This window comes from Microbacterium sp. NPDC056003 (genome assembly GCF_042274785.1).
Classification (GTDB): Bacteria; Actinomycetota; Actinomycetes; order Actinomycetales; family Microbacteriaceae; genus Microbacterium.
The window spans coordinates 1,698,499-1,725,467 of sequence record NZ_JBHJXQ010000001.1 but is presented as its reverse complement, the minus strand read 5'-3'; the positions used below and the strand labels follow the sequence as shown (position 1 = coordinate 1,725,467).

Annotated in this window: 12 protein-coding genes; 2 read left to right on the top strand and 10 right to left on the bottom strand. The window is 65.6% G+C overall.

Annotated features, from left to right (window positions below; translation table 11 throughout):
* Positions 1 to 221: 221 nt before the first annotated feature.
* Positions 222 to 3,698: a TM0106 family RecB-like putative nuclease gene (locus ACFC1W_RS07880; protein WP_375990689.1), complete on the bottom strand. Its 3,477-nt coding sequence runs from the start codon at positions 3,696 to 3,698 to the stop codon at positions 222 to 224.
* A 107-nt stretch (positions 3,699 to 3,805) separates the two neighbouring features.
* On the opposite strand from ACFC1W_RS07880, the gene ACFC1W_RS07875 reads away from it, so the two are divergent.
* Positions 3,806 to 4,249 (top strand): helix-turn-helix domain-containing protein, encoded by a 444-nt coding sequence (locus tag ACFC1W_RS07875; protein WP_375990687.1) that lies wholly within the window; start codon positions 3,806 to 3,808, stop codon positions 4,247 to 4,249.
* Between the two features lie 10 nt (positions 4,250 to 4,259).
* Here ACFC1W_RS07875 and ACFC1W_RS07870 read toward each other — a convergent pair whose 3' ends face one another.
* The 8 genes from ACFC1W_RS07870 to ACFC1W_RS07835 all read right to left on the bottom strand — a co-directional run bounded on the left by ACFC1W_RS07870 (position 4,260) and on the right by ACFC1W_RS07835 (position 24,984).
* Positions 4,260 to 5,549: a VWA domain-containing protein gene (locus tag ACFC1W_RS07870; RefSeq protein WP_375990684.1), complete on the bottom strand. Its 1,290-nt coding sequence runs from the start codon at positions 5,547 to 5,549 to the stop codon at positions 4,260 to 4,262.
* A 132-nt stretch (positions 5,550 to 5,681) separates the two neighbouring features.
* Positions 5,682 to 12,461: a DUF4011 domain-containing protein gene (locus ACFC1W_RS07865; protein WP_375990682.1), complete on the bottom strand. Its 6,780-nt coding sequence runs from the start codon at positions 12,459 to 12,461 to the stop codon at positions 5,682 to 5,684.
* Positions 12,458 to 15,904, bottom strand: coding sequence for an SNF2-related protein (locus ACFC1W_RS07860; RefSeq protein ID WP_375990680.1), 3,447 nt, complete (start codon positions 15,902 to 15,904; stop codon positions 12,458 to 12,460). Before ACFC1W_RS07860 ends, ACFC1W_RS07865 begins: the two co-directional genes overlap by 4 nt.
* A 4-nt stretch (positions 15,905 to 15,908) precedes the next feature.
* On the bottom strand, positions 15,909 to 17,822 hold the full coding sequence (locus ACFC1W_RS07855; RefSeq protein WP_375990678.1) for a DUF262 domain-containing protein: 1,914 nt from the start codon (positions 17,820 to 17,822) through the stop codon (positions 15,909 to 15,911).
* Position 17,823: 1 nt separating this feature from the next.
* A complete protein-coding gene (locus tag ACFC1W_RS07850; RefSeq protein WP_375990675.1) occupies positions 17,824 to 21,792 on the bottom strand; it encodes an Eco57I restriction-modification methylase domain-containing protein in 3,969 nt (1,322 codons plus the stop codon).
* 68 nt (positions 21,793 to 21,860) lie between these two features.
* On the bottom strand, positions 21,861 to 22,982 hold the full coding sequence (locus tag ACFC1W_RS07845; RefSeq protein ID WP_375990672.1) for a hypothetical protein: 1,122 nt from the start codon (positions 22,980 to 22,982) through the stop codon (positions 21,861 to 21,863).
* Positions 22,982 to 23,578, bottom strand: coding sequence for a hypothetical protein (locus ACFC1W_RS07840; RefSeq protein ID WP_375990670.1), 597 nt, complete (start codon positions 23,576 to 23,578; stop codon positions 22,982 to 22,984). Before ACFC1W_RS07840 ends, ACFC1W_RS07845 begins: the two co-directional genes overlap by 1 nt.
* Positions 23,578 to 24,984, bottom strand: a complete 1,407-nt coding sequence (locus tag ACFC1W_RS07835) for a hypothetical protein (protein WP_375990667.1) — start codon at positions 24,982 to 24,984, stop codon at positions 23,578 to 23,580. The genes ACFC1W_RS07840 and ACFC1W_RS07835 overlap by 1 nt, the downstream gene beginning before the upstream one ends.
* A 284-nt stretch (positions 24,985 to 25,268) precedes the next feature.
* Here ACFC1W_RS07835 and ACFC1W_RS07830 point away from each other — a divergent pair, with 284 nt between their 5' ends.
* Complete coding sequence (locus tag ACFC1W_RS07830) at positions 25,269 to 26,276, top strand: sigma factor-like helix-turn-helix DNA-binding protein (protein ID WP_375990664.1); 1,008 nt, start codon at positions 25,269 to 25,271, stop codon at positions 26,274 to 26,276.
* A 26-nt stretch (positions 26,277 to 26,302) separates the two neighbouring features.
* On the opposite strand, the gene ACFC1W_RS07825 is transcribed toward ACFC1W_RS07830, so the two are convergent.
* The gene (locus ACFC1W_RS07825; RefSeq protein ID WP_375990661.1) at positions 26,303 to 26,722 is read right to left on the bottom strand and encodes a hypothetical protein; all 420 of its coding nucleotides are present in this window, start codon (positions 26,720 to 26,722) and stop codon (positions 26,303 to 26,305) included.
* Positions 26,723 to 26,969 lie beyond the last annotated feature (247 nt).

The window sequence follows — 26,969 nt, the reverse complement described above, 5'->3', positions numbered from 1 at the left end:
TGTTCGGAACGAGTTAAACAGAAAGTGCCTGCGTGCATTCTGTCTTTCCTCGAGGTCGGGGCTCGGCTTCTCGCTCTTGGTCGTCTATGCCTATGTGGTTGAGGTGAGTGGCGCTGTCGAGGGACATGGGCGGCTGTGCGTGAGCGGCGGCTTTGGGTGAGCCGCTGCTTCGTGCTCGCGAGGAGTTGCCTTGTCGAGTCCGCCAGCCACCAGCGCTCCAGCTATCGGTCTGCTCCCACGAGCTTGGCGAAAGCACTCAACTCCTTGAGCCCGGCAACGCTTGTCGGCAGGTGCTCGCATAGTCCCGGCGAGTAGATGATCGTCGATGCCCATTGGGCGCGGGAGATCGCCACGTTGAGGCGGTTGCGATTGATGAGGAACTCCATGCCTCGCGGCACATCCGCGGCCGAAGACGCTGACAGGGTGAGGATCGCGATGACTGCCTGACGCCCCTGGAACTTGTCTACCGTCCCAACCTCGACGCCGTGGAACCCCGCTTGCGCAAGCTGGGTGAGGACTAGCTCGCGCTGCGCGTTGTACGGCGTCACCACGATGATGTCCTCGGCGCGAAGGGGGTCCGACTCGCGGCCGACGCGGAGATCCGTCCACGGAGTACCCAACAGCGAACGCACTCGGTCGACGACTGCGTTCGCCTCCTCGGCCGAGGACACGGAGTTCCCGTGATGAGCGACCCGCTCAATGTGAAGACCTGGCTCAACTCCGGAAAGGTGTCGCGCAGCGTTCCCCTCGTGCGCGTGCAGCGCGCCACGATATGACAGGCACGAGACGTGCGCCGTGAGCGCCGCGTCCATCCTTCGGGTGAGCGGCAGGAAGTATCCGAACTGCGCGGGAAGCACCGGCTCTCCTCCCGCGATCCATCCGAGCGCAGACTCGTCGATCGGCTGCGTGTGCACCCCTTGCGACACTTGGGGTAGCTGTTGCGGGTCGCCAAGGAGAAGTAGCCGCTGGGCGGCGACCGATACCGCAATCGTGTTCGCGAGGGAGAACTGTCCGGCTTCGTCGATGACCAGGAGGTCCAGGTCGCCGCGCGGGACTTGATTGGCGTTCGAGAAGACCCACGAGGTTCCGCCGATGACGAACCCGGCAGGCTGGTCGGCCGCCCACGCCGAGATCTTGCCCGACTCCACCGACGGGTAGGCGGTCGGCTTGTCGCCGCCCACGTGGGCGACGGATTCGGCATCCAGCCCGGCCTCGACGACCGCGTCGAGGAAGTTGTCGATCACCGCGTGCGACTGCGCCGTGACACCGACTCGCCATCCCGACTGCACGAGTTGCGTGATCGCGTGGGCGCCGAGATGCGTCTTCCCCGTTCCGGGCGGCCCCTGCACTGCCAGGTAGGAGCGGTCGACGCTTCGCAGCGCCGTCGCGAGTGTCGCGGCATCAAGAACGTCCGCTTGCGGAAGGGCCTCCGACGTTGTCCGCGGCGGCACTCGACGAAGGAGGTCGGATGCCGCATCCGCCGGCCAATCGGGCAGATCGCTCGCGACTGCGCGGCACCACTCGGCGATCGCCTGGCGCTGGGCTGTGGTGTCGATCGGCGGACCGGGCGTCAGCGCGATGGGGAGATCCGAGAAGGGCTCATCGTCCTTGCCCAGCACCTCGGTCACGGTCAGCCAATCGTCACCGACCTCGTCGATCGCGACCTTCCGGGCGACCCTGGCGCCCGGGTCGTCGTGGTCGGTTCGCGGCGCGTCGGAATCTACGTCGTACAGGAAGTACGAGTTGGGCTGAGTCGACGCCTTCAACAGAGACCCGGGCGCCGCTTGGCCCGTCAGCCGCAACCGACGGCGCAGGTTCCGTTGCCGACCTTCTTTGTACCAGTCGCGTTCAACTTCCGTGCGCTGCACGTCGAACACGCCGCGCTGATCGATCCATTCGTCGACGGGGGCGAGGAGCCGACCGAAGTGCTCCCACCACGTCTTCTTGTCTTCCCGGGCGTGGTAGCCGACGGCAGCTGCGGCGAGCGCGATCGGCATCCGCTCAGGGTCCTGCTGCGCCGTCACGGGGTCGCCCGCGAGTGCGAGAAGCTCATCCGCCAGCTCGATCGCCTCGCGGGCTTGGTCCGAAAGCACTCGCAGCTCGGGGGCAGGCGACGGCTGCGTGTGATCGCCGATAGGCGTCAGCGCGAGAAGCCAGGCACGCAACCGCAGCGTCGACCGGCAGTCGTACGCGTTGTAGTCCTCGATGCTGCGGAGCGTCTGTGCGTAGGCGTCCAGGTCGCCCGCATCCCGAAGCTCGACGGCGTGCGCGTATTCGACGATCGAGTCCCCGGCGTTCGTGACGCCATCGTCGTCGCGCAGATCGTCACCCATGTAGAGCGGCTCGAGCTTCTTGATCGAGTACGACGGCGACCCCACCCTCACCGACGAGCGGACGACCGGGTACAGGTCGACCAGCACGTGCTGCCGAAAGAGGTCGTCGACGATCTCTTCGCCGTAGCCGTGGCGAATGGCGAGCTCCGCGAGGTGCGTCCGCTCGTAGGACGCGTAGTGGTAGACGTGCATCTGGGGGTGCCGCCCGCGCCGCTCAGTCAGGTACTCGAGAAACTCACGGAGCGCTTGCCCCTCTTCGGCGAAGGTGTGTGCCCAGAACGACCGGAACTTCCCATCCGCCTCAACGAGGCCGAAGAGGTAGTCGAGTCCCCATGCTGCGCCTCCGCCCTCGGTATAGAGGGGGTCGCCTTCGAAGTCGAAGAAGATGTCCCCCTCATTGGGGGCGGGCAGCGAGTTGATCGAAGAGGCGTCGACGAGAGAGAAGGGAGGAGGTTCACCCTCGATCGAATGCAGTTGGAGCGAGGCCTGAGCTCGCAAGGTCGCGAGGGTGCGCTCGCCGATCCCGTCGACTGGCCCGGAGCTCGCCGCGAGGTCGTCGATCGTGCGGATGCCGGCGGCCAGGAGCCGCTCGCGTTGCCCGCGTCGAAGATTGGCCACCAGAAGAACGTCACGATTCGTCGCGATCTCCGCGGCGCAGTGGTCACAGGCGCCGCAGATGGAGAATCTGGCGTCTGCCCAGGTCACCGGCGCACCGTCGCTGCCGGTAGCCTCGCGGTCGCGGAGCCGGATGAGCTCGAGCAGCCGTCGACGGCGCAGCCGGTACACCGGCAGCAGGTCATCGACGCGGTGCTCCGACGGGGTACCGTCGCCGAGCAGGAGAGAGACCGTCTCGTCGACGCGCACGCCGCAACGACTCAACTGGTCCGCATAGGCTGCGAGTTGCAGGACCGCCGTCACCTTGGGCGACCGGGCGAGCTTCGTGTCTTCGATCCGATAGGTTCCGTCTGGCTGGCGCACGATGAAGTCCGCGAATCCGACGAAGGCTATGTTCGCGGCAGGGTCGAGATCGAACATTGTCGCTTGGAAGACGACGTCCTTCCCGCTGGCGAACGCGCCTAGGCTCGCGGATGCGGCTTCCGACATCGAGTCGAGGGTCAGCGGATCCGGTCGCTCGATTTCTGCAACCCCGTCACCGAACTGCGCGCGGTACGCCTCGAGTACGCGCATCTCGTGTGCGTCGCCGAGCGCCGCCGTGCGGTCCAGGAGGGCGTCAACCTTTGCATCGATTCGCTCGATGCGGCCCCGGAGTTGATCGAGTCTGCGTAGGAACGCGAACTCGCAGTTCGACGCCAGCGTCAGGTCGCTCGCGCTTGTCACGAGGGTGCCGTCAGGCAGGAGAAACATCGCCATCCTTCGGTCGGGCTACAGGAACGAGCACGGCTGCCGCCGAGCCCCAATCTGCCAACTTCTTTCCGATTGCATGAGATCGTCTGTTCTGAGAGCATAGATGCATGCCTTCTGACAGCCCCGAACCGCGCGCCACAGGTTCCTCCCCACGCACGGGAGATCTCGCGCTCGGCAAACGCATCGCGGCGCGGCGCGAGGAGCTCGGAATGAGCCGCAAGGAGCTGGCGGAGGCCACCGACCTCTCGTACCCGTACGTCGCGCAGATCGAGACCGGATACCGACTCCCATCCGCGAAGCACCAAGTGACGTTGTCCCGTGTGCTCGGGATGTCACTCGACGACTTGTTCGACACCGCGGAGAGCCTGCCCATCGTTCGCTCTGCCATGGCCGCCGCCCGCCCAGCTCCTCTTTCCCTCGACGATGCGATCGAGGGGGCGGTCCACGCGCTGGAGTCATTACCCGCCTCCGTGCGGATGGAGGCGCTCAACAAGGTGCAGACCCGGGTGATGCAGGGCGTCGTCGAAGACCGCAGCCGCACACAGCGCTGAGGCAGTCGGCTCACCCGGCGACCGACCTGTCGGTATCGGTCGCATCCGTGCGACCACGCTTGCGGTTCATCTGGTGGTACGACGACCGGCTGAGCTTCGACATGTACTGCGTCGACTGCTCGGCTGCCATCTCAGTCATGCGGTCGACCGACGAGATCTCATCCCTGATGCCCAGCGCGGATTCCGCCGGCGCCAGCTCCAGGGCGCGACTGAGGTGGGACTTCGCCTCGACGAGGTGCGCACGGGCTGACGCGACCTGGTCGCGCTCGAATGCCTCGGAGGCGAGCTTCTTCGCCTGCTGCGCATCCTGAAAGAGCTTCTCGGACTCGACCACGGGGTGAGCAAGTCGCTTCGCAGCCTCGTCGCCGGGGACGACATTGACCACGACCGGCAGTTTCGCGGTGTACTCGACCATGGCGGAAAGATCGACATACGCGACCTCCAGCGCCGCAATCTTCGCCACTCCGAGTTCGGACCTGCCGGGCACCTTGAGCTTGATCAGGAGACGACGCTTCTCCTCCGCGTACAGGTCGCCGATCTCGATCATGATGCGACCATCCGCAAGCGCCTGGCTCGGAAGGTCGTTGTACAGCCGCACCATCGCCACCGCAGGCTCGAGAACGAGGGTGAGCGTCACGGCCTGCGCAACCTTGGCCAGCAGGCCGTCGACCTCGCCGGCGATGGCAGCTCCCGCCGCGTCCGGGTCACTTGCGAACACGTGATTGCCCGCACCGGAGCGCGCGAGGGCCGAAAGCAGTGTCTCGTCGTAGTGCTCGCCGTAGCCCAGCGTCGAGATCACGACGCCAGCCTCCCGCGCATGCTCGGCGACCCGCGCGAAGTCGTCGACCTCGCGGAGCCCGGCGTTCACGTGCCCATCCGAGATGACCAGCAGTGTGCCACCGTCGCGGGCGACTCGCTTGAGATCGCGCAAGCCCCTAAGCAGCCCCGACCCGAGGTCGGTCGAGCCACCGGGAGATACGCTGCGGATGCGCGCGATCGCGTCTTCCTTGTCGAGGAGCGGTCCCGCGGCAACGACGATCTGCGCTTCGTTGTCGAATGCGACCAGACCGAAGTTGTCCGACGGCTCCAGCCGCCGAACCAAGGCGATCAGCGCGTCCTTGGCTCCCTGCAACGGCGCACCCGACATCGAACCGCTCCGGTCGAGAACGACCTGGAGCGAGGCGACGGGGCGGGAGCGCTGCACATCGAGGGCCGGGGCATCGATGTCGAGCATAATGGTGACTTCGTCCTCGACGTCGAGCGCGACGGCGTTGACATCGAGCTGGGTGTTGATCTTCATGAGTCCTCGCATCGCAATAGGGAAGTTATGCGATCAGCATAGCCAAATGTTCCGCGATGCGCAAGCATCATCCTATGCTTTGCGAATAAGACCGCTCCAGGCGCTGAGTGCCGACAGACCGCCCCCGCGCGTCTACTCGGGCAGACTGCGGTAGACCGCGGAGAGCCGCGCCTTCACCAGAGCACCCAAGCGGACGATCCCGAAGACCTCCGCGGTTCGGCGAAGGACTCCTTCTTCGTCCAGCGTCGGTGCGAGCTGCCGGACTGCGATCATCGCGTTCCTGATCTCTTCAGGGGCGACTTCATCCAGAGACCGTGAGCCGTCCTTGTCGGAGCTCCGGTAGCCCTCCCACGTTTGCGGGTCGAGCCCTTCGGGCCATGCGAATGCCCCGAGACGGCTCTTCTTCAGGCGGTCGCGCGGTACGAGCCGCGCAATCTCCTCGGCACGCGCGGCGCGAACCGCATTGAGTCCGAACCGTCGAGCGACGATGCGCGTCAGACGAGCGAGCTCAACCGGTCCCTCGGAGTCGATCACGTCGAGGATCTGCTCCCGAACTGCCGCGGCGGAGGAACGCCGGGGCAACTCATCGAGAACGTCGCGTGAACCGACGACGTTCGCGTGCGCGGGGACGAACACCCCGTCCCGACTCGCTCGAACTGATTCACCTGATCCGCCACTCGAGTATTCATCCGCGACCGCTGGCTCGGCTACGTCGGGAGCCGGCTCGTCTGCGACCGGCTTGGCGGGACGCACGCGGTCAACTCCCGGCACGCCGACATCCATCGACCTGAACTGCGTGGGCTCCAACGCCGTCTCGTCGACAGACACGCCCGCCGCCGGCTCCGGAGTCGGCGCAACGGGCGGAGCGGCGCTCGGATCGACCCCCACATCCTCGACGGGATCCGGCGTAACGGCCTCTTCGGCAGCATCCATCTGCTCGAGCATCTGTGCGACCACGGTCTCGCGGTTCTGCATCCACATGGGCCACCAGATACGCGCAACGGCCGGCCACCCCATGAGGCCGCGCAGGACTTCCAGCGGCAGAACGTCGCGATCCGACACGGTGGAGCGACGCGTCCAGCTCTCCCCGTCGAGGAGCACCGGGAGAACCGGCCGGTCGGGTGCCTCGGGCCGGGCGAGCACAAGGTCGAGTCGGAAGTTCGACATTCCGACATCGGTCATGACATGAAGTCCCGCCGCGCGAAGCGCCTCCGCGATGTCGTCGCGGTGACGATCGCGAATCGCAACCCGACCAGGAGTCGCCACAGCGGCGCCTCCGGAGCGGGCCGCGTCGATCAGGAAGTCTTTGAAGTGCTTCGGACCGTCGTATGCAGAACCTTCCACGTCGAGATCCGCAGGGTCGAAGCTGCAGAAGACAAGGTTCTTCCGTCGCGCTCGCGTCACCGCGACGTTGAGGCGACGCTCACCCCCGCTGTTCGAGAGCGGGCCGAAGTTGGTCGGAATCTTGCCATTGGCCTGCTTCGAGAACGCGACCGAGAAGATGATGATGTCGCGCTCATCGCCCTGCACCTGTTCGAGCGCCTTCACAAATAGGACGTCGTTGCGCCCCATCTTCTGCTCGTCCATCGCCGCGCGGATGCCGCGGTCGTTGCTCTGGATGAGCAGGTCTTCGATCAGTTCACGCTGGCGCTCGTTGAAGGTGACGATCCCGATCGACGGCTTGCGCTCGCCGGCCGCGGCGATCAGTCCGCGGACGGCGTCGACCACGGCGAACGCCTCTGCCGGGTTGGTGTTCGCTCCTGCCCGGACGCCGCCGGCGAGTTCGATCGTCTTGCTGCCCGCGCGCAGGTATCGACCGTCTTCGTAGCCGGCCGGCACATTGGCATAGCCGCGTGCTTCGGCATGGGAGTCCGGGCCGGGCATCGCCACGCGGCGAAACTCGATCCCTGTCTCGGATGACAGCAGCGTCGGCGTCGGGAAACTCGACAGATCGCCCTTGTAGTACTTCCTATTGCTGAACGCGATGAGCTGCTCGTCCTGGCTGCGGTAGTGCCAGCTGAGGCTCAGCGTCGGGACGCGGGCGAGCTCGCACTCCGACAGAATCGATTCCTGATCCTCGAGGATGTCGTCGTCGTCAGCGTCCTCGATCTCTTCGTCACTCACGCCGCCACCCACCCGACGCGTGGGCGGCATCTGCTTGCTATCACCGACGATGATGGCCGCGCGCGCTCGGCCGAGCGCGCCGATCGCTTCGGGTACCGTGATCTGGGAAGCCTCGTCGAAGATGACGAGGTCGAACTCCATCAGCTGGGGGTCGATCAGGTCGACCACCGACGCGGGGCTGGCGAGCACGAGCGGGGTGAGCTGCTGCACTGCGTCGCCGAACTTGCGAAGAATCGCCCGCGTCCCGAGCCGGCGAGTGGTCTTCTCAAGCTCTCGCTCCAGACCACCGGTGTGTGCGCCGCGACCGCCGCCACCGCGGCGCTCGAGCATCGCATTCGGGGCGTCAGTGACCCACTGGGCACGCACCTCCGTCTGCGCGGCGGCATATGCCTCGACTCGATCGTCATGCGCAACGGCGTCGAAGCGATCCAGCCCCGAGGCACGCGTACGTTCCGCGAGCGATGCGGCCGCGATGCCGCGCGCGAGCGCGTCTTCGACCCCATCGGCAGGCATATTTCCGTTGAGCAACTCCGCTCGGGCGTCCTGCAGCCTCGCGGCTCGCATGCACTCCAAGCTCCTCACAAGCGCGCACCACTGCTGCAGTCCCAGGAGCCGCTCGTAGTCGGCGTCGCGCTTCCACTCGTCGGCGTGGCGGCGTGTGGCCGCACTCAGCGGCCCGCTGGATAGCCACTCCGCGAGGTCATCTTCTTGGACGACGAGCTCGCGCATGAGCGTCGTCCACGCGCCTGCAAATGCCCGCAGATGCTCGAGTTGACCGTCGAGCTGGCCGGCCTCAGCGAGCGCGCGGACGCGCAGCGTCCAACCGTCCGATCCGCGAAGGCCGGAGGTCGCAGCAGTGAGCTCCGCGAGGCGCGCACGCGCGCCGCCGAATGCACCGGGGGCGAAGGGGTTCGACGGCACCACGCCTGCGAATCCGGGGATCGCCGCGAGCGAGGCACGGATCTGGGCCGCGGTATCACGCGCGGCAATGAGGCTCTTGAGCAGGTCAGGCGCCGACACAGCGGTAACTTCGAGCCCGAGGGGTGCGATTGCAGCCAGCGGCGCGAGGGCGGCGGTTTGACGCGCCTTCCGCCCCATGAATCCTGAGGCGGTTGCCGCATCGAACGCTGATGCGATCGCGGGAAGGTCGAGATCGATCACTCCGTGCGGGAACCCTCGCAGGCTGGCGCTCCAGCCTGCAGCTGCCTGTTCGCAGCCCGAGAGGGTGGACGGGGCGCCATCGACCCACTGAGGGTCGAGCACCCAGCCAAGCTCCACCCCGCGCGGGAGCGCAGGGTCCGCGGCAAGCGCGAGAGTCTCGAACTGACGCGGGTGCGTGATCTCCTCCAGCGCCGCTCGAAGTTCACCCTGGGCAGTCTCGGCCCACCGAACACCGGCGAGGAGCTGCTCGAGCGCACCGCGAACCAGATCGACATCGAACGGATCGCCCGCGCCCACTCCCGCGAATCGCCAGGGGTGGTGGGGCCGCACCCGCGCCGCGCTTGTCCATCGCTGCACGTCGTGGAACGTCTCGCGCACAGCCTCGAGGCTCTCCGCATGATGCGCGACCGACTCGACGGGCACGGGGATCACCGTGCCTTCGCCGAGGACGAGCAGCTCGTCACGAGCACTGTATGCGGAGTGACCCGCCGCGTTGCGCGTATGCAGTGCCGCCGGGTACTGCGTGAGTTCGAATCGAGCGTTGCGGAGTCGCCGCCGCGCGCTCTCCATCGCCAGCGCGTCGGGGTTCGCGCTCGCGTTGAGCGCGCGCTGCAGAGACGCGCGCACTTCAACCGAGTTCGAACCCTCATGGTGAAGATTCAGCGTGAAAGGACTCAGCCCGATCTGATCGAGGCGACGCTGCACGACTGCAAGGGCCGTGCCCTTCTCGGCGACGAAGAGCACCCGCATGCCGGCGAGCACACACTCAGCGACGATGTTCGTGATCGTCTGCGACTTGCCTGTGCCGGGAGGCCCCTGCAACACGAATGTCCGCGCCTGCTTGGCCCAGAGCACGGCGCGTTTCTGCGTCGAGTCCGCGGGAATGGGGGTCTCGAGCTGCTCCACCTCCTCGACCGACGGCTCTGCGGATGCCGCGGCCGCGGCATCCTGGAACAACTCCGTGGGCGTTTCGACGAGGTGACGGATCATCGGTCGCTCGAGGTAGCGGTCCGCGTGGGCGTTTAGGTCTTGCCACATACGGAATGCGGAAAGGTCGAGAGTCGCGAGCCGCGCTTCGGCGAGTACCTGTGCCTGGAGCGTGCCACGATGCCCGAGCAGCGCATCGCGAACGTCGGCGATGACCGCATCCACGTCGATGCCCGCTCGGTCGGCGATCGGCTCTGCGAGCCCAGAAATCGTCAGGCCGTGCTCGCGCCGGAGCCATTCGATGAGCGCCGCGTTCGTCGTCGTCTGCTGTGTTGCGTCGAGCGAGAGCGTGAACTCTTGACCACCGCGGGAGCCCACCATGTTCACGGGCACGAGGATGAGTGGAGCGTCGGCGGTCTTGCCGGCGGAGTGCTGCCAGCGCAGGATGCCGAGGCAGAGGTAGAGCGGATTCATACCCCGCTCTTCACGGGCTGTCTTCGCGTTGTGTGCCATCGTGCGCAGCTCGCGGATCGTCACCGTCTGCGACACCGCTCGCAGCTCATCGCTCGAGCGGCCGAACCGTTGGATGAAAAGGTTGCGATCGCGCATCGCGGAATGGAGGTCGCGGAGATCCTCCGCTTCCTGCGAGTCGAGCATCTGCATGGCGTTGATGCGTCTACGCGCTGCCCAGACCTCCGGCACGCTGTACGCGCTGCGCACAACGAACGACTTGTCCTGGTTGAGCATGTCTTCGAGCTCCCCCAAGCTCGACGGCGGGAGCACGACCGGCTGCACCCTCGCGTTGTTCCCGAGACTGAGGAGTGCGTTCGTCGCATTCAGGCTGAAGAGCGATGACTTCCACGTCCGGTATCGGGGCGGATGCAAGTCCACACGACGTTCGCGAACGGCAGTCTCGGGCGCATCGGAGTCAACGAACGTGACCGCTGCGGGAGCGTCGACGCGGTACTCGAATATCTCGGTGTTGCCGTCTGAACGCTCGATCACGGCCGGGAGTGGAGAGACGCCCAGTCGTCGCGCCGCCGCGACATCGATCAGCGTCACGTCGTCATCGGACATTCCGCTTGCGAGTCTTCCGCGCAGCGCCTCGAAGCGGGCATCGTCGGCGCTGCGATCCTTGGTGACTGTCAGCGCCGTTGTCTCGATGACTCCCAAGTACCCGGCGTCGACGAGGTTCGACACAACCGAGACGTCATCGACGATCACTCGGCGGGGGTACCAATCCGGCGTGCCGTCGCGTCCGCTCAGGTCGGGGTTGTGTCGCCAATAGCCGACGAAGATGTGCCCGGGGATGAGTACCAGCAAGGGCCGAAGCCCGACGTCTTCGATCACCGCAGCGGTGAGCACCGTCGTGTCCATACAGGTGGCGAGCCCACCGTTCGCGACCTCGCCATGATCCCGGATGCGCTGGCCCACGTGCGCGTAATCCCAACCTGCGGGCGGTTCGGAGTAAGCGATCTTGCGGGAGCGAAGGCTCTCGTAGATCGCAGTGATCGATGCTTCGACTCCATCAGCAACGACTCGTCGCTGCTCTGGGCTCCGCTCCGGGAGTTGAAACACATGGAACGACGACTCACCGGCAAGCTCCCCGCGCAATCTGGCCGCATCGCGGGCGATAGCCGCGACCGCCGGGTGATTGGGGCGGACGAACGCCGCGAGCAGGGACCCTGACAGTGCGTCGAGCGCGTCGATCTCTCGCTGGATGTCGGTCATCGCCTGGAGGATCTGGAGCCGGTCAGGGTGCTGCGGCTCTTCGTCGAGGATCCGCCTCAGGCGAGACGCTTGCCCCCTGAGGTGGACGTAGCGGCCGCTGTTCTTTGCATCGCCGTCGTGGTTCCAGAGGTCGCGTGGCTGCAGGTCGACGGCCTCATCGATACGCGCTACGACCGTGGAGTCCACTTCAAGGACGATCTCGCAGGTGGCGCCGAGCCGCTCGTCCACCTGCGACATCACTCGTGTCGAGAGCGGCACATGTACTGCGCCGAACTCTGATGGACCCGCCGACATCGCTCCGTCGTGCACGACCTTGGTTCCGAAGATGATGTCAGCATCGCGGAGGGTTACGGAAAGGCGCGCGTGCTCGGCGGCTTCCCCCAACTCGATGACGACATCGGCGATCTGCGGGATACGAGCATTCGCCGAAGCCCACGACCACTCGGGACTGATGTCCGCACGCAGTCGCGCGATCGTGGCAGTCTCCGGAGCCGGAGCGGCCTCGACATCCGACGCTGTCGAGGCCGTGACCACCTCAACGGCACCAGGCATCGTCGAGGGGGCGTCGACCTTGGGGGCCGCAGAAGGTGGTGACGGTACGACTGTCCGACACCAGTGCTCGCGGGCGCTTTCCAGGCATTCATCGATGAACCGCGCGCTCTCGAGTTCGGTCGCCGCGGCGCCGTGGATCACGATCTCGTAGGAACCGTCGAGCCAGGAGTCATCGATCGACTGAACGAAGGGCAACGCGCGGGTCGCATCGACGTCGCCGAGGAACGGCAGGATCCGCAGCTCGTCCCCCTCAACTTCAGCGAAAGCGAAGGTACTCTGTGACTCTTCGAGTGCCAACCAGCCGCGCGCCTCATCGCTGACGACCTCGACCTGACCAGGCCGCGACGCACCGAACTCGAACACGCGGAGCGCGAGGTCCGGGTTCAGACCGCCGATGACACGCTCCGCCTCTGTCACTGCTCCCCCTTGCCGTTGCCGGTGACCGCCATCCATGCGATCAGCCGGATGTCGTCCGGGTCGATGACGGGCAACGGCTCGACCTTCGCGGCCGGCTGGATGCCGAACTCATCGAGCACACTGATGATTCGGTCGATCTGCTCGACGGGCTTCCCGCCTGCCTGAAGCGCACCCCTCATCCGGTTTTTCGCCTTCGTGGTGGGAACGGACTTCAGGCGTCGCAGCACCTCGCCCTGCTTCGGTCCACCCAGGTGCTGCCCGTGCTGGAGCACGATTCCCGCGGCGTCGCGGAACGCCCTCGGCACCGCGCCGGCCATCTCGTTGGGATCAGTGCTGCGCATCCACTCCCGGTGAGCGTGATCTCGCGCGACCGCCCACGCCTCGTAGGCCCCTCGGAACGCCTGATCGGTGAGCTCGCGCTCCCGGTCCGGCTTACCCGGGTCTGCTGCCACGAGCGAGTCGAGGGTGTCGTCCTCGACTTTCAGCCGGCCATCCTCTTCGACCACCACGTTCCATGCGGTATCGGCGTAGACGTTACGGAACCACACGCGAGAACTGTCTCCCTCGCCCATCCGCATACAGAAAACGTAGAGGTTCTCCGCGACCTTTGAATTGACGAAACCGCTTCCCGCTCCGTGCGGAAGCTCCTCCAGCTGTGCACGGAGCAGCGGTTCCTTGGCCAGCGCGTTCGCTAGCCGGCGGCGGTACTCCTCGCCTGACCCTGCCGCGGATCCGCCGCTCTCGTTGACTAGGTCTTCGATCTCCTGAGCGATGGTGTCGGCGTCGTAGTGGTCCCTCGGCGGCATCGCAGACACCCCGGGAAGCACCGTCCCCGTTCCCACAGCGGCGTCGGCTTGCCGGAGCTTGCGGATCAGGGTCTGCTCAAGGTTGAGGAACTGATCCAGGTGTTCGGCGGGGAAGAACACGCCAAGGTGGATCTCGGGATGCTGGCTGCCGATGCGATCGACGCGGCCATGCCGTTGCACGATCCGCATCGGGTTCCACGGCAGGTCGTAGTTGATGATCTGAGCCGCTTGCTGCAGGTTCACGCCCTCGGCGAGCACGTCCGTGGTCAGCAGGATGTCGAACCGGTCGCGATCCAGTGGGTTGCCCTCGTCGTCGAGCCGACCCGCCGTTCGCGGCGCGAACCCCGAGATAGCGTCGGCGCGAGCGGTCTGGCTGACGCCGCCGATCTTGCCCGACGCATACTCGCCGATGATGGCTGGCGCGAGGCGGTTGTTGTACGCGGCGAGGGGATCCGACGGGTCGGTGACGGCGAGCGCGTCGGTCAGACGCTCGTGCAGGTCGCGAATGGTGTCTGCATAGGTGGAGAAGATGATCACCTTCCGCCGATCCTCCGAGGAGATGCCCTGAGGGCTGATCGGCGCGGCCTTGGCAGCGATGTCACCCAGCTGCTCAATAAGCCGCATCGACTTGGGCTCGGCGGCATGGGCGGCCGCGATCGCGAGTCGCTGCAGGTCGCGGATGAGCACGAGATCCTGCTCAACGTCACCGCGAAGAAGCTCGAGATGGTAGCCGTCGACTGCGGCGGCTTGGTGGGCGCTGTCCTCGTCAAGTCCTTCGACCACCTCATCGAGATCCTCGGATTCCGAGTTGACATAGTCCCGAAGTGCGCCGCCGATCAGCACATACCCGTTGTCGAGGCCCTTCAGAAAGGACTCGTGGGTCATCGTGAGCACGCCGAGGGTACTCGCGAGCGCCCGCGGTGAGGACTCCAACCGCTTCAGCAGCGCCGACCGAAGCAGACCCATGTTGGTAACCTGCGTGCCGTCAAGTCTCTCCGTCTTCAGGTACGCGCTCGGCGCATAGCGAGACAGCAGCAGGCGTTTCTCGTCATCTCTGCGGACCGTGAAGGATGCCGCGTGCTTCTCCTCGTCGGGGATGTCGAGTGCGTACGTGACTGCACTGACGAGGTCACGTCCGGCGTCGTCGAGGTCGTAGTCGACACGGCGAACGCGAGCGTCGGGGAACTCGACCGGGATCTTCTTCCCGCCGGGTCCGGGAACGAACTCGCCTGTGTAGTTCTCCTTCACGAACTTGCGGGTGCGGCGCACGGCGACCTGGTCCATGAGGTCGAAAAGGTGTCCGGGGGTGAGCGCCTCAGGGTCGACCTTCTGCGCCTCGCGGATATAGGCGCGGATCGACGGGATGCCGATGCCAGCGAAGCGCGCGTCGTCACGAATGAAGTATTTGACGAGCGTCTCGAGGTCGATCAGCGAGTTGTTGACCGGAGTCGCAGTGAGAAGCACAACCTTCTTGGGATGCTTGCCCGCGAGGATGATCCGGTCAAGCGCCTCGGAACGCGCAGCGCTGGCGTTGCGCAGATTATGCGCTTCGTCGACGATGATGAGCGCCGCGTCCTCCGCCCGGTCGTAGAACTCGCGGTGCCTCGGGCTTTCGGGATCCATCCGGTTGCGGATCTCTTCGTACGAGTACGCCTTCACTCGGCGGCTCATGTCGTAGCGCTCGAGAATCGGGTCCCACACACTCGATTTCAGCGCGGCGGGGGCCGCGATGATCACACGCTGGCGCTGTTCCTCCGTTGCCGCCGCGATCACCTCGAGGGCAAGGAACGTCTTGCCAAGACCGACTTCGTCGGCCACGAGCACCCCGCCGACCTCGTCGAGGAGGCGCTTCATGCGCCTGACGCCATCGGCCTGGAACCGGGTCAGCTCGAACCGTGTCGGCCCTGGCTTCTCGTCCTCGAGGTTGGCGCCATACCGCTCCCAGAGCATGCGGAGGAACACCGTCCACGGAGTGTGCGGCGCCCAGAGGCTTTCGTATAGCGCTGCGAGGTCGTAGTCCTCAGAGTCGGCCCAGCACTCCTCGAACCAGTCGATGACCTGCGGGGTTGATCCGTGCGTGCCCGAGGCACCGACGTTCAGCTCCGTGTTACGCGTGAGGCCAGCGAGCGTGAGGTTGCTGGAACCAGCAAGGAAGGCTGGATGCGTCGGATGCTGGCTGATGAACGCCTTGCCGTGGAGAAACCCGCCCGTGAAGCGACGGATCTCGACGATGGGCTCGCCCCGCTCATCCGCAGCACGCAACCATGACACCAGACGTTGCGCGGATGTCGTGGACTTAAGGTCGAATCCCAGCGCATCTCTTTCAGCTTTGAGCCAGCTGTCGTGATCGATGAGCGCGGCCTGCAACCGTTGGGTCGCGGTCCTATCGGCTTCAAGCCGTATCTGCGGGTCGGGAATCGGCTCTGCACCGAGCAGGATCCGGATGCGGGGCAGTTTCTCCAGCTCATCCGCCAGCAGCAGGAACCCCGCCGGGTTCAGGTATGCGGTGGCGATCGCGGCACCCGGGGGCACCGCGAGCGCGTCACGGTTGACGCGGAAGAGCCTGTTGATCTCGTCGCCGACGGACATCGGCGGTGCGATCCGGTTCGTCGCGAAGACGGGGAGCTGCTCTGTCACTCGGTCAGCCTTTCTCTGCCCGTGCACGTTCGTACTCGTGCGCCTGGATGGCGGTGTCTGGGCCTGGCCAGATCGCGATGATGTCGTCGGTGAGCGACCGAGAGCGACGAATGATGTCGTCCTCGGTCCACCCCGTTTCATGGTCATCGACGATCCCCTTGTTGAGCACAAGCAGACTGAACGATTGGAGCAGGGCGCGCTTGCCCTTGCCGGTCTGCCCGCCTTGACTCATGCCCGCCGCGGCGGCATCGGTCCAAGGGCGGTTGGACAGGGAGCTATTGAGCGATTGCGTCGTCAACGTCAGATTGCCGAGGCGGTTGACGAGGTGATCGCGTTTCTGGGCGGCATCCTGGTCGAGCTTCGGATCAGCGTCCCAGTGCGACCGCCACTCCTGCGGCATCACATGCTCGATCGACAGACCACTGGGCACCGGGACGCTCTCATGCATCGGGGTCTTGGATCGGCGATGCTGCTCGATCTCGCCGAGGACCGCCCGCAGACGAGACTGCTTGATCTGGCCGTAGATCTTCAGCGAGGGCAGCGACTGCGCTACCGCCTCGTCAGAGGGCCAGTAGCGCGAATCTGCGGTCTGCGATGACAGATAAGTGTGAAGCGCGTCGCCGGATTCCGCGGGATCGACCTTGGCAAGTTCCTTGAGGATCGCGATCATCAGGCGGTTGACGTCCTTGGAGGTCAGCCGCAGCAGTGTGCGCCTGATCGCCCAGCTCGACAGCGCCTCCAGTCCACGGGAGACTTGGGCTCCAGGGATGCCGTGGTTCTCCGAGATGAACCAGAGAAAGACCGGCAGTGTCGCGGCGAGTTCCATCGCCTCGACCACCTGGACCCGAAACCGGCCGGCAGCAGTCGTCGCCTCCAGCGTCGCGAGATTCCGGTACGTATCGGCGTCGGAGCGAAGCTCCCGGAGAAACGCCTCCGCACCCTCGACGTCCTTCATGCGGCTCGACGCGTAGTCCGTGAAGAGGCGGAAGACCAGGTCAGACTTTACTTCGTCGAGTGTGCGCATCGTCAGCCAGTACTGAAGGAAGATGTCGACGCGAGAGCGAACGAGCCGCCCCTGGGCGATTTCAGCCCGCCACCACTCAGTGTCGAAGTCGTCCCAGATGTTCGACGCCCAGAAGTCGACATCGGCGCCGATCTTCTTTCCCTCTCGGAACACCCAGTTCTTGATGAGGTCGGCCTTGAGCAGCGGCGTGCCGCGATCGTTCAACGTCTCGAAGATGAGCTGGGAGTCGTCTTCCTCACTCAAGTCGATCGTGATGAACATCAACCGCCGAGAGAGCGTCTCGCAGAGTTGGGCCGCGCGTGTGGACTCATCGCCTGGGGGACGTTCGCCCATCTCGTCCGGCGCACCCGACACCCAGCGCTCAATCTCGGCCGCGAAGAACTGATGTGCCTTCACGATCTGATGAGAGCTATCAGCAGACCCACCGATGGGGTCCATGACGCTCTCGAACGCAGACCGATCGGCCCGGGACGGCCAGAGCTTGAACCGCTCTGGCGTGCCTTTGTATCGCGGCTGGCTGTTGAGCACGAGATCGCTCAGCACCTCGGACTCGTCGTCCAGTCCGCGCTTCGCCATGACCTGCTCGGCGGCGTCGAGCACGATCTGCAGGGTCGTCAGCCTCTGCTGCCCGTCGATGACATCGAAGCGATCGATGCCAGCAGAGTGAGCTTCGGTCAGCTCGAAGACGACCGCTCCGAGAAAGTGGGATGCCGTAGGTTGGCGCTCACCTTCGCCCAGGCGGACGTGGCTCTCCGCCACCCGAACGATGTCATCCCAGAGCGGCGCCCACTGCTCTTCCTCGTTCCACACGTAAGGACGCTGGTAGGGCGGGATCTCATAGTGGACCCTGCTGTCGAAGAGGTCCTTCGCACTGGCCTTGTCGGGCTTCACCATGTCATCGGTCCTTCCACGCGGCGTAGTGGGCAAGCACCGCGTCGAGCCGGGGCTGGTAGTTCCAGCCGCGGTGGAAAGTCTTGAAGATGTGCGCCACCTGGTCTTCACTGAGGCCGTACAACAGCGATACGAGCGCATCGAGCTCTGCGACGAGGTCGGACTTCGTGGGCTCGTCGTTCGCTGTTCCGACCTCGATTCCCAGCTCATCGGCCCAGGCTTGGTAGCGCTGATCAACCGCTGCGAGGCGCCCGGCGACCTGCACCACCCGGTCTGGGATAGGGGTTCCGGAATCGTAGACAGGTACCGGTAGCGCGTTGAGGATGTTGTATTTGAGGTGCATCTCCACCCACCGGCGGCTTGCCCAGTCAAACGGGATGCTCGCCATCACCGCCAGCAAGAAGGCCTCTGCATCGACGCCGCCGCGCCTCCTGACGATTAGTGGCGCCATCTCAGTAAAAGCAACTCCCGGCGGCATGAGAGCGACAATGGTGGTGCGGGTATCGGTCGCCCGGGCAATGTCACGGAACGCCAGCCGCGCGCTGTCCATCGGCAACTCGCCTTCTTGGAAGGTCATGCCGAGATGGGCAGATCGACTCGAACGGATCGCCTTCGCGAGCTTGGCGCCCAGATACTCACGAAGTGCAGGTGCATCGGCGAGGGCGTATGGCGCGGTAGCAAAGTCAGGCGTCCAGAGGTTGAAGGCTGCGCCAGCTAGGACTTTGATCTGACCCGGTCGGGACGCTGTGACGTCGAAGTTGTAGAAGCGCTTATCTGCTGTGGAATGAAGTTCCGTGGTCGGCCGGAACTCCCAATTTTCGCGCACCGCATCGAATCGCGGCGACTTCTTCATCTGAACAAAGACCTCGGCCGACTTGGGATCGGGGATCAACGGAAAAGCCGCTGTGGATGACCAAGACAAGAACTCGGCCGCCTCGACCTCGGAAAGGCTTCCCGCACCCGTGACGAAGTCCTCCTCGCTCGCGAACGGACCACAAAACCTCACGACGTGATCGTCGCCGCGCGCAAGCACCGTCAGCCCCACGGTGTACTGCGGGTGGACGCTGGGGAAGACCCACTGCTGATTGTTCAGCAGGAAAGTGACGTTCTCGAAGGCGCCGGCTCCAAGAACCTCCCCGCGCCACGCCGCGAGCGCAGATCCGGAGAGTGCCCCTCGCGGAAGGACGTTGGCTGCGCGGCCACCCACGCGAGTCAGCCGCCAGAACCTCCACGCAAAGGCCTGATAGAGATCAGGGTCTCCCCCAGACCCGAGCCCAGGAAACGGCCCCTTGACCAGAACCGCGCGGAAAGCGTCGGTTGCTGCGACGTCCGCGACGTACTGGGCCATGAGATCCGGCCGCGATTCCTGAAACGCCTTGAGCTTCACGTTCTTCTGCGCCTGCGGCATCGATCGCAGCCCAGGAATCCTCAGACCCCACCACTGATGCTCTTCGATCTTGACCTTCTCCCATGGAGGGTTGCCGACCAGCACATCGAAGCCGGCATTGTCTCGGAGGAACACCTCAGGGAACAGATACGGCATGTGCGCGGGACTCAAACGGGCCGCGGCATCCGCAACCGCCGGGTTGCAGACGAGGTCGTCGAGATCATCGGTTGTAAGGATCGCCTGCGCCGGCACGTCCCCGATGCGGATCGCGACGGCGGCGTCGAAGATGCGTCGCACCGTCTCGCTCGCCTCCTTCGCCTCGGCGAGGAGCTTGGCACCGGCCTCGACCTCCGACTTGTCGGCCTCGCTCGCGGCGGCGAAGTCAGCCAACCGCGTCTTCGCTCGCGCTAGCTCGTCGAGGATGACGTCGTCGAAGAACGTCCCCTGCCCGGGAGTTCGCTTCGGATCGAGCGCATCCAGCGCCTCTTCGATCGTGCCGATGCCCGTTAGCGAGTTGCCGAGCACGAGGCCGTGGTCCAGACTCGACATCGGCAGGCCCGGAACGAACGTGTGGATCCAGATCGCGAGGCGGGAGAGCTCCACGGCGAGCGGGTTGATGTCGAGGCCGTAGATGCAACGGCGCGCAACCTGGCGGCGCAGAAGCTGGGCCTCCGTGATCGCATCGGCAGCTTCGACGTCGTCACCGAGCGCCTCGCGAGCCTTGTCGGCGAGTCGCGCCAGCTCTGCGCGCACCCGCGGCATGTCGGTCACGGTGAGGAAGTCGCGCATTCCGCGTTCGATCTTGTCGACCGCGGCCACAAGGAAGTGGGCCGAGCCCATAGCGAGGTCGGCGACGCGGAAGTCCCAGAAGTGATTGGCGGCCTCGCGCTCCTTGCCCTCGTCGACCAACGCCCTCACTTTCTGGAGGTGTGCGTCGAGCGCGGGCTCGACCGAGCGCCCAATGAGGTGGTCAACGACGATCTTTGGAGTGAAGTACGACCCGGTCGCCTTGCGCTCCCCCGACGCGGAGTGGAAGTACGGCGTTCCCGCGGGCGCCGCGACCTCGTGGCCTTCTCTCGCGGGCACGAAGGCGCCCTTGGCGTCGACCGTCAGATCGACTTCAGCGAGCGACAGCGAGGACTCGAGCAGGCCTTCGTAGATCGTGCCGAACTCGCGCACCTGCAGCGAACGGAAGTCGACCGGCCCACGGGCGCCGTCCTCGGTGACCTCGGTGAGCATCGCCTGCAGCGCGGGGCCCAAGACGCTGTCGGGCAACACGAGCTTCTGCAGGAGCTCGCCTTCCGCAGTAGCGGGATCGAATAGGGAGCCGCCATAGGCCGGCACCTCCCACAGCTTGTTTCCGTTGAAGATCGCGTCCCACACCTGAGTGAGGTCGAACCACACCGATGACGAAGCGCCGAAGGCCGCGACATCCGTCGTCAGGTTCTCTTTGACGAACTTCTGGAGCGAGTTCGCGTCGTAGTTCGTATTGCGTCCCGCCGGCAACAGCTCGCTGTCTTCGCCGTAGGCCTGGAAGAGAATACGAAACAGGATCCGCAGCGTCAGTGCGTACGCGACTTTGAGACCTTCGGTATCTATCGGCAGGCCAAGCTTCGGCAGGTTCTGGGCGATGGCGATCGACAGCGCCGGAACGACGCCTTCGTACACGCGGTCGCGTAGGTTCGCACCGAGCTCGGCCGCATAGCGACCGGACCCTTCCAGGATCTGATCGGCTGATCCCCCCTTTTCGAGGGCGTCGGCCGAGAAGATGAGCGGGAGCAGTGCAGCGAACTCGGCATCGAGCAGATCCAAGTCGAGCTCGAAGAAGGTCTCGGATTGTCCGCGCTGGCCGACTCCGACGCCGTCGCGGCCGGGGTAGAGCCGCAGCGTCGACTGGCGCATGACGACGAGCCACGGGACCTCTTCGCGAGTGGCGAGCTCGAGACCGTGCGCGACCGGCGACAGCTGGTAGGCGGGGCTCTTCTGGTCGAAATGCTCGCTCTCGTCGAGCAGCACGGCGATCGCGCGCCGCGATCCCGATGCCGCGCGCAGCACGAGAGCACTCCCCGATGCATTGCTGACGGACTCGGCAGAGAACCCCAGCGCAACGATGAGGTCCTTGCCCTGCTTCGTAAGCATCGACTCGGCCGCTGTCCGCGCCGCTGCCCAGTCAGACCTGCGCGGCACGTTGACGCGCAGATGGTAGCTCGCGAAGAGAAAGTGGTTCGAGAAGCCGGTTGCTTCGCCCGAGCTCAGCGCGCGCTGCACCGCAGTCAGGCGCACCTGGGCGGCCATCACGTTCGGCTCGTCGAGCACCGACTGCAACTGACGTGCGACGGACCCCACAGGGACCGGACCGAGCACGTCACCCGAACCGGCGTACACCCATGCCGAGTCGCCCTGCACCGCGACAACCAGCACCGGCATCGCCGTGTTCGCGCCGCGCGTCTTCCACGCGGCATCCATGAGCGCCTTCGTCGGCCGTGAAGTCGCTGTCGCGACCGCGACCTGGACCTCTCCGACCACGCCGGTGTCGTCCTGGCCGAAGACCACCTCGACGGGCGTCAAACCTTCGGGCAGCTTCATCGTCCATGGAATTGTGCGCGCGCCAGTGAGCTGCACCGCTGCTCCCCCAGTCATCTACTCGATCTCTCCTAGCCCAGGTGACCCGGGAACCACGTCTTCGGGGTCGCGACTGCGATGCGCGACGTTCCTGTCTCGTCGAGGTAAAGCACGTCGCCGTAGTTGGTCACGCGAATGGTGCCCCCAGGCTCCATCACACCGGCCACTGCATCCTCGATCTCGCGTGCCTGTTCGGCACATTCCGCTCCCACCGTATCCCGCAGCGCCGACCCCGAGTCGATGTCCACAACCCTGCCGTCGCGAATGTCGTAGAACCGCCGCACCAGGAAACCGCGTGCCGTTTCGCCCTCGGGGTCCTCTCCCATGTAACCCAGCAGCCGCTCCTGGCCCTCGACGAATCCGCCGACTGCGCCGTCCGCATCGAGCCAGAGATCGCCGAGCGGGCGGGCCGACGTCCACTGGCGAACCTTCTCACTAGGTTCGCCGGCCATCTCGTGGCGGAGCGACGCTCCGGTCGCGATGTCGACCACGTCGCGTGTCCTCGTCACTCGAATGCGGCGCTCCGGGATGTCACCGCGCCAGAGCGAGCCGATCGGCGGACGGGGCTCGTCTGTCAACGGCACGAGCGGGATCTCGGCCGGCGGCTCCGCGTTATCGGTGATCGTCGGAGCTGTGGAAGGCGCGGGAGTCGGGACGGCCGCCGGCTGGTGTTGTCCGGTGCGGATGCGATCGACGCGCTTGATCATGCGCGTCGCCGGCCCGGCCACGCCCATGGATGCTTTGCTCCCGAAGTCCCGGAGGTACTCAGCTGCCTCCCGCAGATGCATCACCGTCGGTTCATCGCCGAAGTGCATCCACGTATTGCGGATGTCCATGATCTTCTTCGACAGCACCCGCAGGTCTGGCGTGTTGGGGATGACCTGTCGATACACCGTCTCCGGCGCGTGACGGAATTCCTTCAGGAAGAAGCTCGGATCAGCGGGCGACAGCCGACCCCTGACGTGTACCGGGTCCTCCGCCTTGCGCCGCGCCACATACTCCTCGAACCAGTGGGCACCGAGCGTCGGAGCGAGCGTCGCGTGACTGCGGTTGGCGAATTCGAGTCCGAAGCCGCGCATGAGCGAGAAGTAGCCCTTCATCACCTCGCCGTACGTGTTGTAGTCCGGATACTCGACCACATAGCCGCCGCCCATCAGTGGAACGCCTCCACTCCACCCTCGCGGCCGAAGCCCTTCATGATGGGGATCACGCGGGTGATGGCGAACGCGGCGAAGACCGCGTCGAGGCCATCCTCCGCGACCGCGAATGCCGGGTGCTCGCGGTACTGCCGCGGCTGCGGCCGGAGGTCCTCGTAGGCGCCGACACGCGCGCCATGCGAGATCAGCAGATCTGCGGCATCCGCCCCCGCCAACTCACTCAGGTCCTCCCACGTGACGGACGCGAGAGAGGGATAGCCGCGATCGCCGTACTTGAGCGTGCGCAACAGCGCCACACGCGTTCCGGCGCCGGACTCGTTGAGCGTCATGCGTCCGGCGGACTCGAGCCGACGGTAGGCGTCGGGGCCGGCCAGGAAGTCCAGGGGCTGAACGTCGGCGGAGCCGTCCTCCCACACCGTGCATCCGATCGTCATGCGCAGCCCGTCGCTGGACTCGATAACTGCCTCGCGAAGCCTGCCGTACTGCTCGGCGCCTCCGCGCCCGGCCGAGACAGGGACGCCGCGGAAGTCGACATCCTGGGGGCGCATCGTGATCGCGACCAGGCCGACGTTGAACTCGATGTCGTCACTCACTAGACGGCCTCCCCCGACTTCGCTGCCAGCAGGAGAGTCGTGTACGTGTCGCGCACCATCGTGTACGCGGGACCAGACTTGCCCACCTTCTGCGGGTCGAAGTCGCCCATCTGCATGATGCCCTTGAACCGCTTGGCGATCTCGTCGAGGTTGTCGTTGAGGAAGGTCGTCGGGTCGGTCTTCCATGCGATCGTGCCGTCTTCACGACGCTCGAGCAGAGCCGAAAGGCCATAGACGAGGGGGATGATGAAGCCCTCAGGGCTCGCGTACTTCGCGTCCTGGTTGGTGAATCGCGTGCTGTGCGGCGTCTTCGAGTTCGCAGGGTTCATCTTGCTCACTGCCGTGATCCGCCCGTACAGTCCCCCGTTCTTGTTGTACGCATCCGGGAACTTGCGGTAGATCAGTTCGTACAGTTCGGGGATCTGGCCCGCGATCGCCAGGGCGCTGAAGACCGGGACGTTGTGGAGTTCTGCGATCGCGCCGTGCTCCTTCGTGACGACCGGGGAGCTCATGAGCCGCTCGAAGCGCACGACGCAGTCGCCCTTGTTGCGGTAGAGGTTCTGCGGCAGCGGCGGCACGACTGCCTTGCCGTCGTCGGCCGCGGGCATCGGCTCCAGCATCGCGAGCGGGATCCAGGCGAGTGCGACGATGTCGGCCACCTTCACCGGCTTGGGGTCGCCCTGCTGCCACTCGACACGATCGCGGATGTACGGGGGCAGCGTCTGCTTGAGGTCGTCGAAGTATCCGCGCTTGTTGGCCTTCGCCTCGACCTTGAGCTGCACGTTATTGTTGCGTGCCGCGCAGATATCGAGGAGAGACGCCTCGAACTCCTCGGTAACGACCTCGTCGTCGGGGTCCGAAGGCACGATGAGCTCGACGGGGATGAGAAAGTCGAGCTCGGTGGTGCCGCCCTCGCGCACCTTGGCCCGCAGAGCATCCACCGCCTCGGCCTGCTCGTGCCACAGCGTCCGGAAGTCGTCCCAGACCTTGACCTTCTTGATCGTCGCGTCGGGCACGCCCGCCTTCGCGAGGACGTGAAGCCCGATCGCCAGTGTGTTGTGACCGCCGTCGAGGATGCCCTCGATCTTGCGCTTCTCGAAATTCACGCCGATGCGATCGCGGTCGAGGCGACGGAAACTCGATGCGCCGAGGAGGATCCCCTTCGTCTTGAAGGGGAACTCGTTGGGAGTGTTCTCGATCGACTCGCGGATCGCGGCCGTGACCTGCCCGACCTTCGATGACCGCGGGTTCGCCTCGAGGTCGATCACGTCGATCACGGACACGAAGTGCCGCGCGGGAACGAATCCCGAGAACCGGGTGATCCGTTCGACCGTCTGCTCGACGAGCTTCTCGAACTTGATGACCGCGTGGAAGGCGGAGAACGTGGGTGCGTCTGCGGTGTTCATTGCTCTACCTCTTTCGTTGAGGAGAGCCTCTGGAACAGAAAAGCCGGCTCGAGGCCGGCTTGCGCTGCTGCGGGTCGCTGATGACCCTCCAGAAGCCCTGCCGGGTTTCTTGAGTGTGTGACGCCCCTCCGTCCGGAGAGGCCAGGTGTTGCTTCCGCCGCGCGTTTCGGCCCGACACGTTGAGCATGGCACAGCAGTCGCTGAATGCACAAGTAGAATTTTGCTAAGCGCATAGTCTATGGTGAGTCCCACGCCCCGAACGTCTGACCTGAGAGCCGCACACGATGAACACCACAGCCCCCCTCAGCGAGCGCAACGCGCGCATCCTCGACCGTTACGCCGACGGCGCAACACTGCAAGAGATCGCCGCCGACGTCGGCCTTACTCGCGAGGGCGTGCGTCAGATCGTCGTGAAGCACGGCGGCGCAGATGCCGAGGCATCCCGCGCCGCCCGGCAGGCCGCGAAGGAAGCGGTGGTCACGCAGGCACGCGAGGTGTTCCTCGCGTCCTTCGCCGAGATCGCATCCGAGCTGGCGCATGAGGGGTTCACTCGGCCCGAGGCAATCTCACGCATCAAGGTGCTCTATCCCGACATCGATGTCGATGTGGCCGAGGACGCCCTCAAGGCTTCGGGCATCCTGTTCGACCAGAACAACGATGTCGACATCTTCTCCAACGTCGCCCTCGAAGCAGGAGTCTGGTTCCTGCTCGGCTCCGAGCTTCGCCTGAAGCCCGATCCCGCGTGGGCCGCCGTGTACCTCCCGCAGGATCTGCTCGACGAGCTCGGCACGCACCTGGTCGAAGCATCCGTCACACCTGACGAGCTCTCGACGATCCTGGGGATCATCGGCGCCGCTCAGCGCGCTGCTCTGGAAGATCGAACGCTCACGATCACCGGCGCCCGCTACAACGAATTGCGCGGCGAGCTGCTCGACGCGATGGGCCTGAAGTCGGCCAAGGGGGCGAAGCCGTGGCCGCCTACCCGTCAGACGATCCAGAAGCGCTACGACGGTTGGAACGATGCCCTCGAGTCGATGGGCCTCGCCACGGCGAAGAAGGGCCGCCAGAAGGGGCTCCTCACATTCACCGAGGAGGACTACGCGCAGTCGATCGTCGACTTCATCGCCGACGCCACGGCGTCGGGCACCGAGCAGACGTTCGCGAACTACGACGCGTGGGTCAAGGAGCAGGCTGCGGACGGCATCCGCCGCCCTTCGCCGGCCTCAATCCGCAACTTCTACGGCGCCTGGCTCACGGCGCTTCGGAGGGCATCGCGGCCCGTGCCGGCCTGACCGGGCCAAGCGACCGATGGGGGCGTCTATTTGGCCGCTGCGGCGGCACCCTTGAGCACCTCAAGATCGGAGCGCAGCGCCTGGAGGACGGCGCGGGTGACTGCGACGACTCGCGCGGGCGCATCGAGAAGCGCCCAGACAACGTCTGACGTCGGCCGCGCGATCGCTTCGCTGATCTCGAAGACCGACATTCCGTTCAGGTACATTTCGTCGACCGCGTCGAACGCGGCGTCAGGTTCGAGCACCATCGTGCTCTCGTTGGCGGCATCCACGCCATCGTCGGGGACTCCGAGCAGGTGGAAGCCGATCCGGTGAGCCGCAATCCTCGGAGTGACGGTGACCGCGCGTGCGATTGAGGCGACGTCCAACCCGGCCATGTACAGACTGACAAGCGCATAATCACGCGCTACCGCGTCGAGTGCGGCTGTCGACTCGAGCCGCCCCACCGCACGCTCGGCCGCGGAATCTGACTCGCCTGGCGTTGCTGCCGCGGCGACACCGGGGCTGTCGCCCGGCTCCGCTGAAGGCGCAGGCACGGCTTGCTCTGGGATTGCAGGGCCGACGACGATCGCAGGCTCATCGCCGCGGCCGCCGTCGTCAGCCGGCGGCGCACTCGACGATCCGGCGAGTTGGAGGACTCCCCCGAGCGGCGCTGCACCGAGGAGTGCACCGTCATATCCCTCAGCCCGAAGC

What these genes read in the sequence shown, in the direction of transcription:
- ACFC1W_RS07880 (WP_375990689.1), bottom strand. Translation starts at nt 3,698, where the DNA reads ATGTTTCTCCTGCCTGACGGCACCCTCGTGACAAGCGCGAGCGACCTG.
- ACFC1W_RS07875 (WP_375990687.1), top strand. Translation starts at nt 3,806, where the DNA reads ATGCCTTCTGACAGCCCCGAACCGCGCGCCACAGGTTCCTCCCCACGC.
- ACFC1W_RS07870 (WP_375990684.1), bottom strand. Translation starts at nt 5,549, where the DNA reads ATGAAGATCAACACCCAGCTCGATGTCAACGCCGTCGCGCTCGACGTC.
- ACFC1W_RS07855 (WP_375990678.1), bottom strand. Translation starts at nt 17,822, where the DNA reads ATGGTGAAGCCCGACAAGGCCAGTGCGAAGGACCTCTTCGACAGCAGG.
- ACFC1W_RS07850 (WP_375990675.1), bottom strand. Translation starts at nt 21,792, where the DNA reads ATGAAGCTGCCCGAAGGTTTGACGCCCGTCGAGGTGGTCTTCGGCCAG.
- ACFC1W_RS07845 (WP_375990672.1), bottom strand. Translation starts at nt 22,982, where the DNA reads ATGGGCGGCGGCTATGTGGTCGAGTATCCGGACTACAACACGTACGGC.
- ACFC1W_RS07835 (WP_375990667.1), bottom strand. Translation starts at nt 24,984, where the DNA reads ATGAACACCGCAGACGCACCCACGTTCTCCGCCTTCCACGCGGTCATC.
- ACFC1W_RS07830 (WP_375990664.1), top strand. Translation starts at nt 25,269, where the DNA reads ATGAACACCACAGCCCCCCTCAGCGAGCGCAACGCGCGCATCCTCGAC.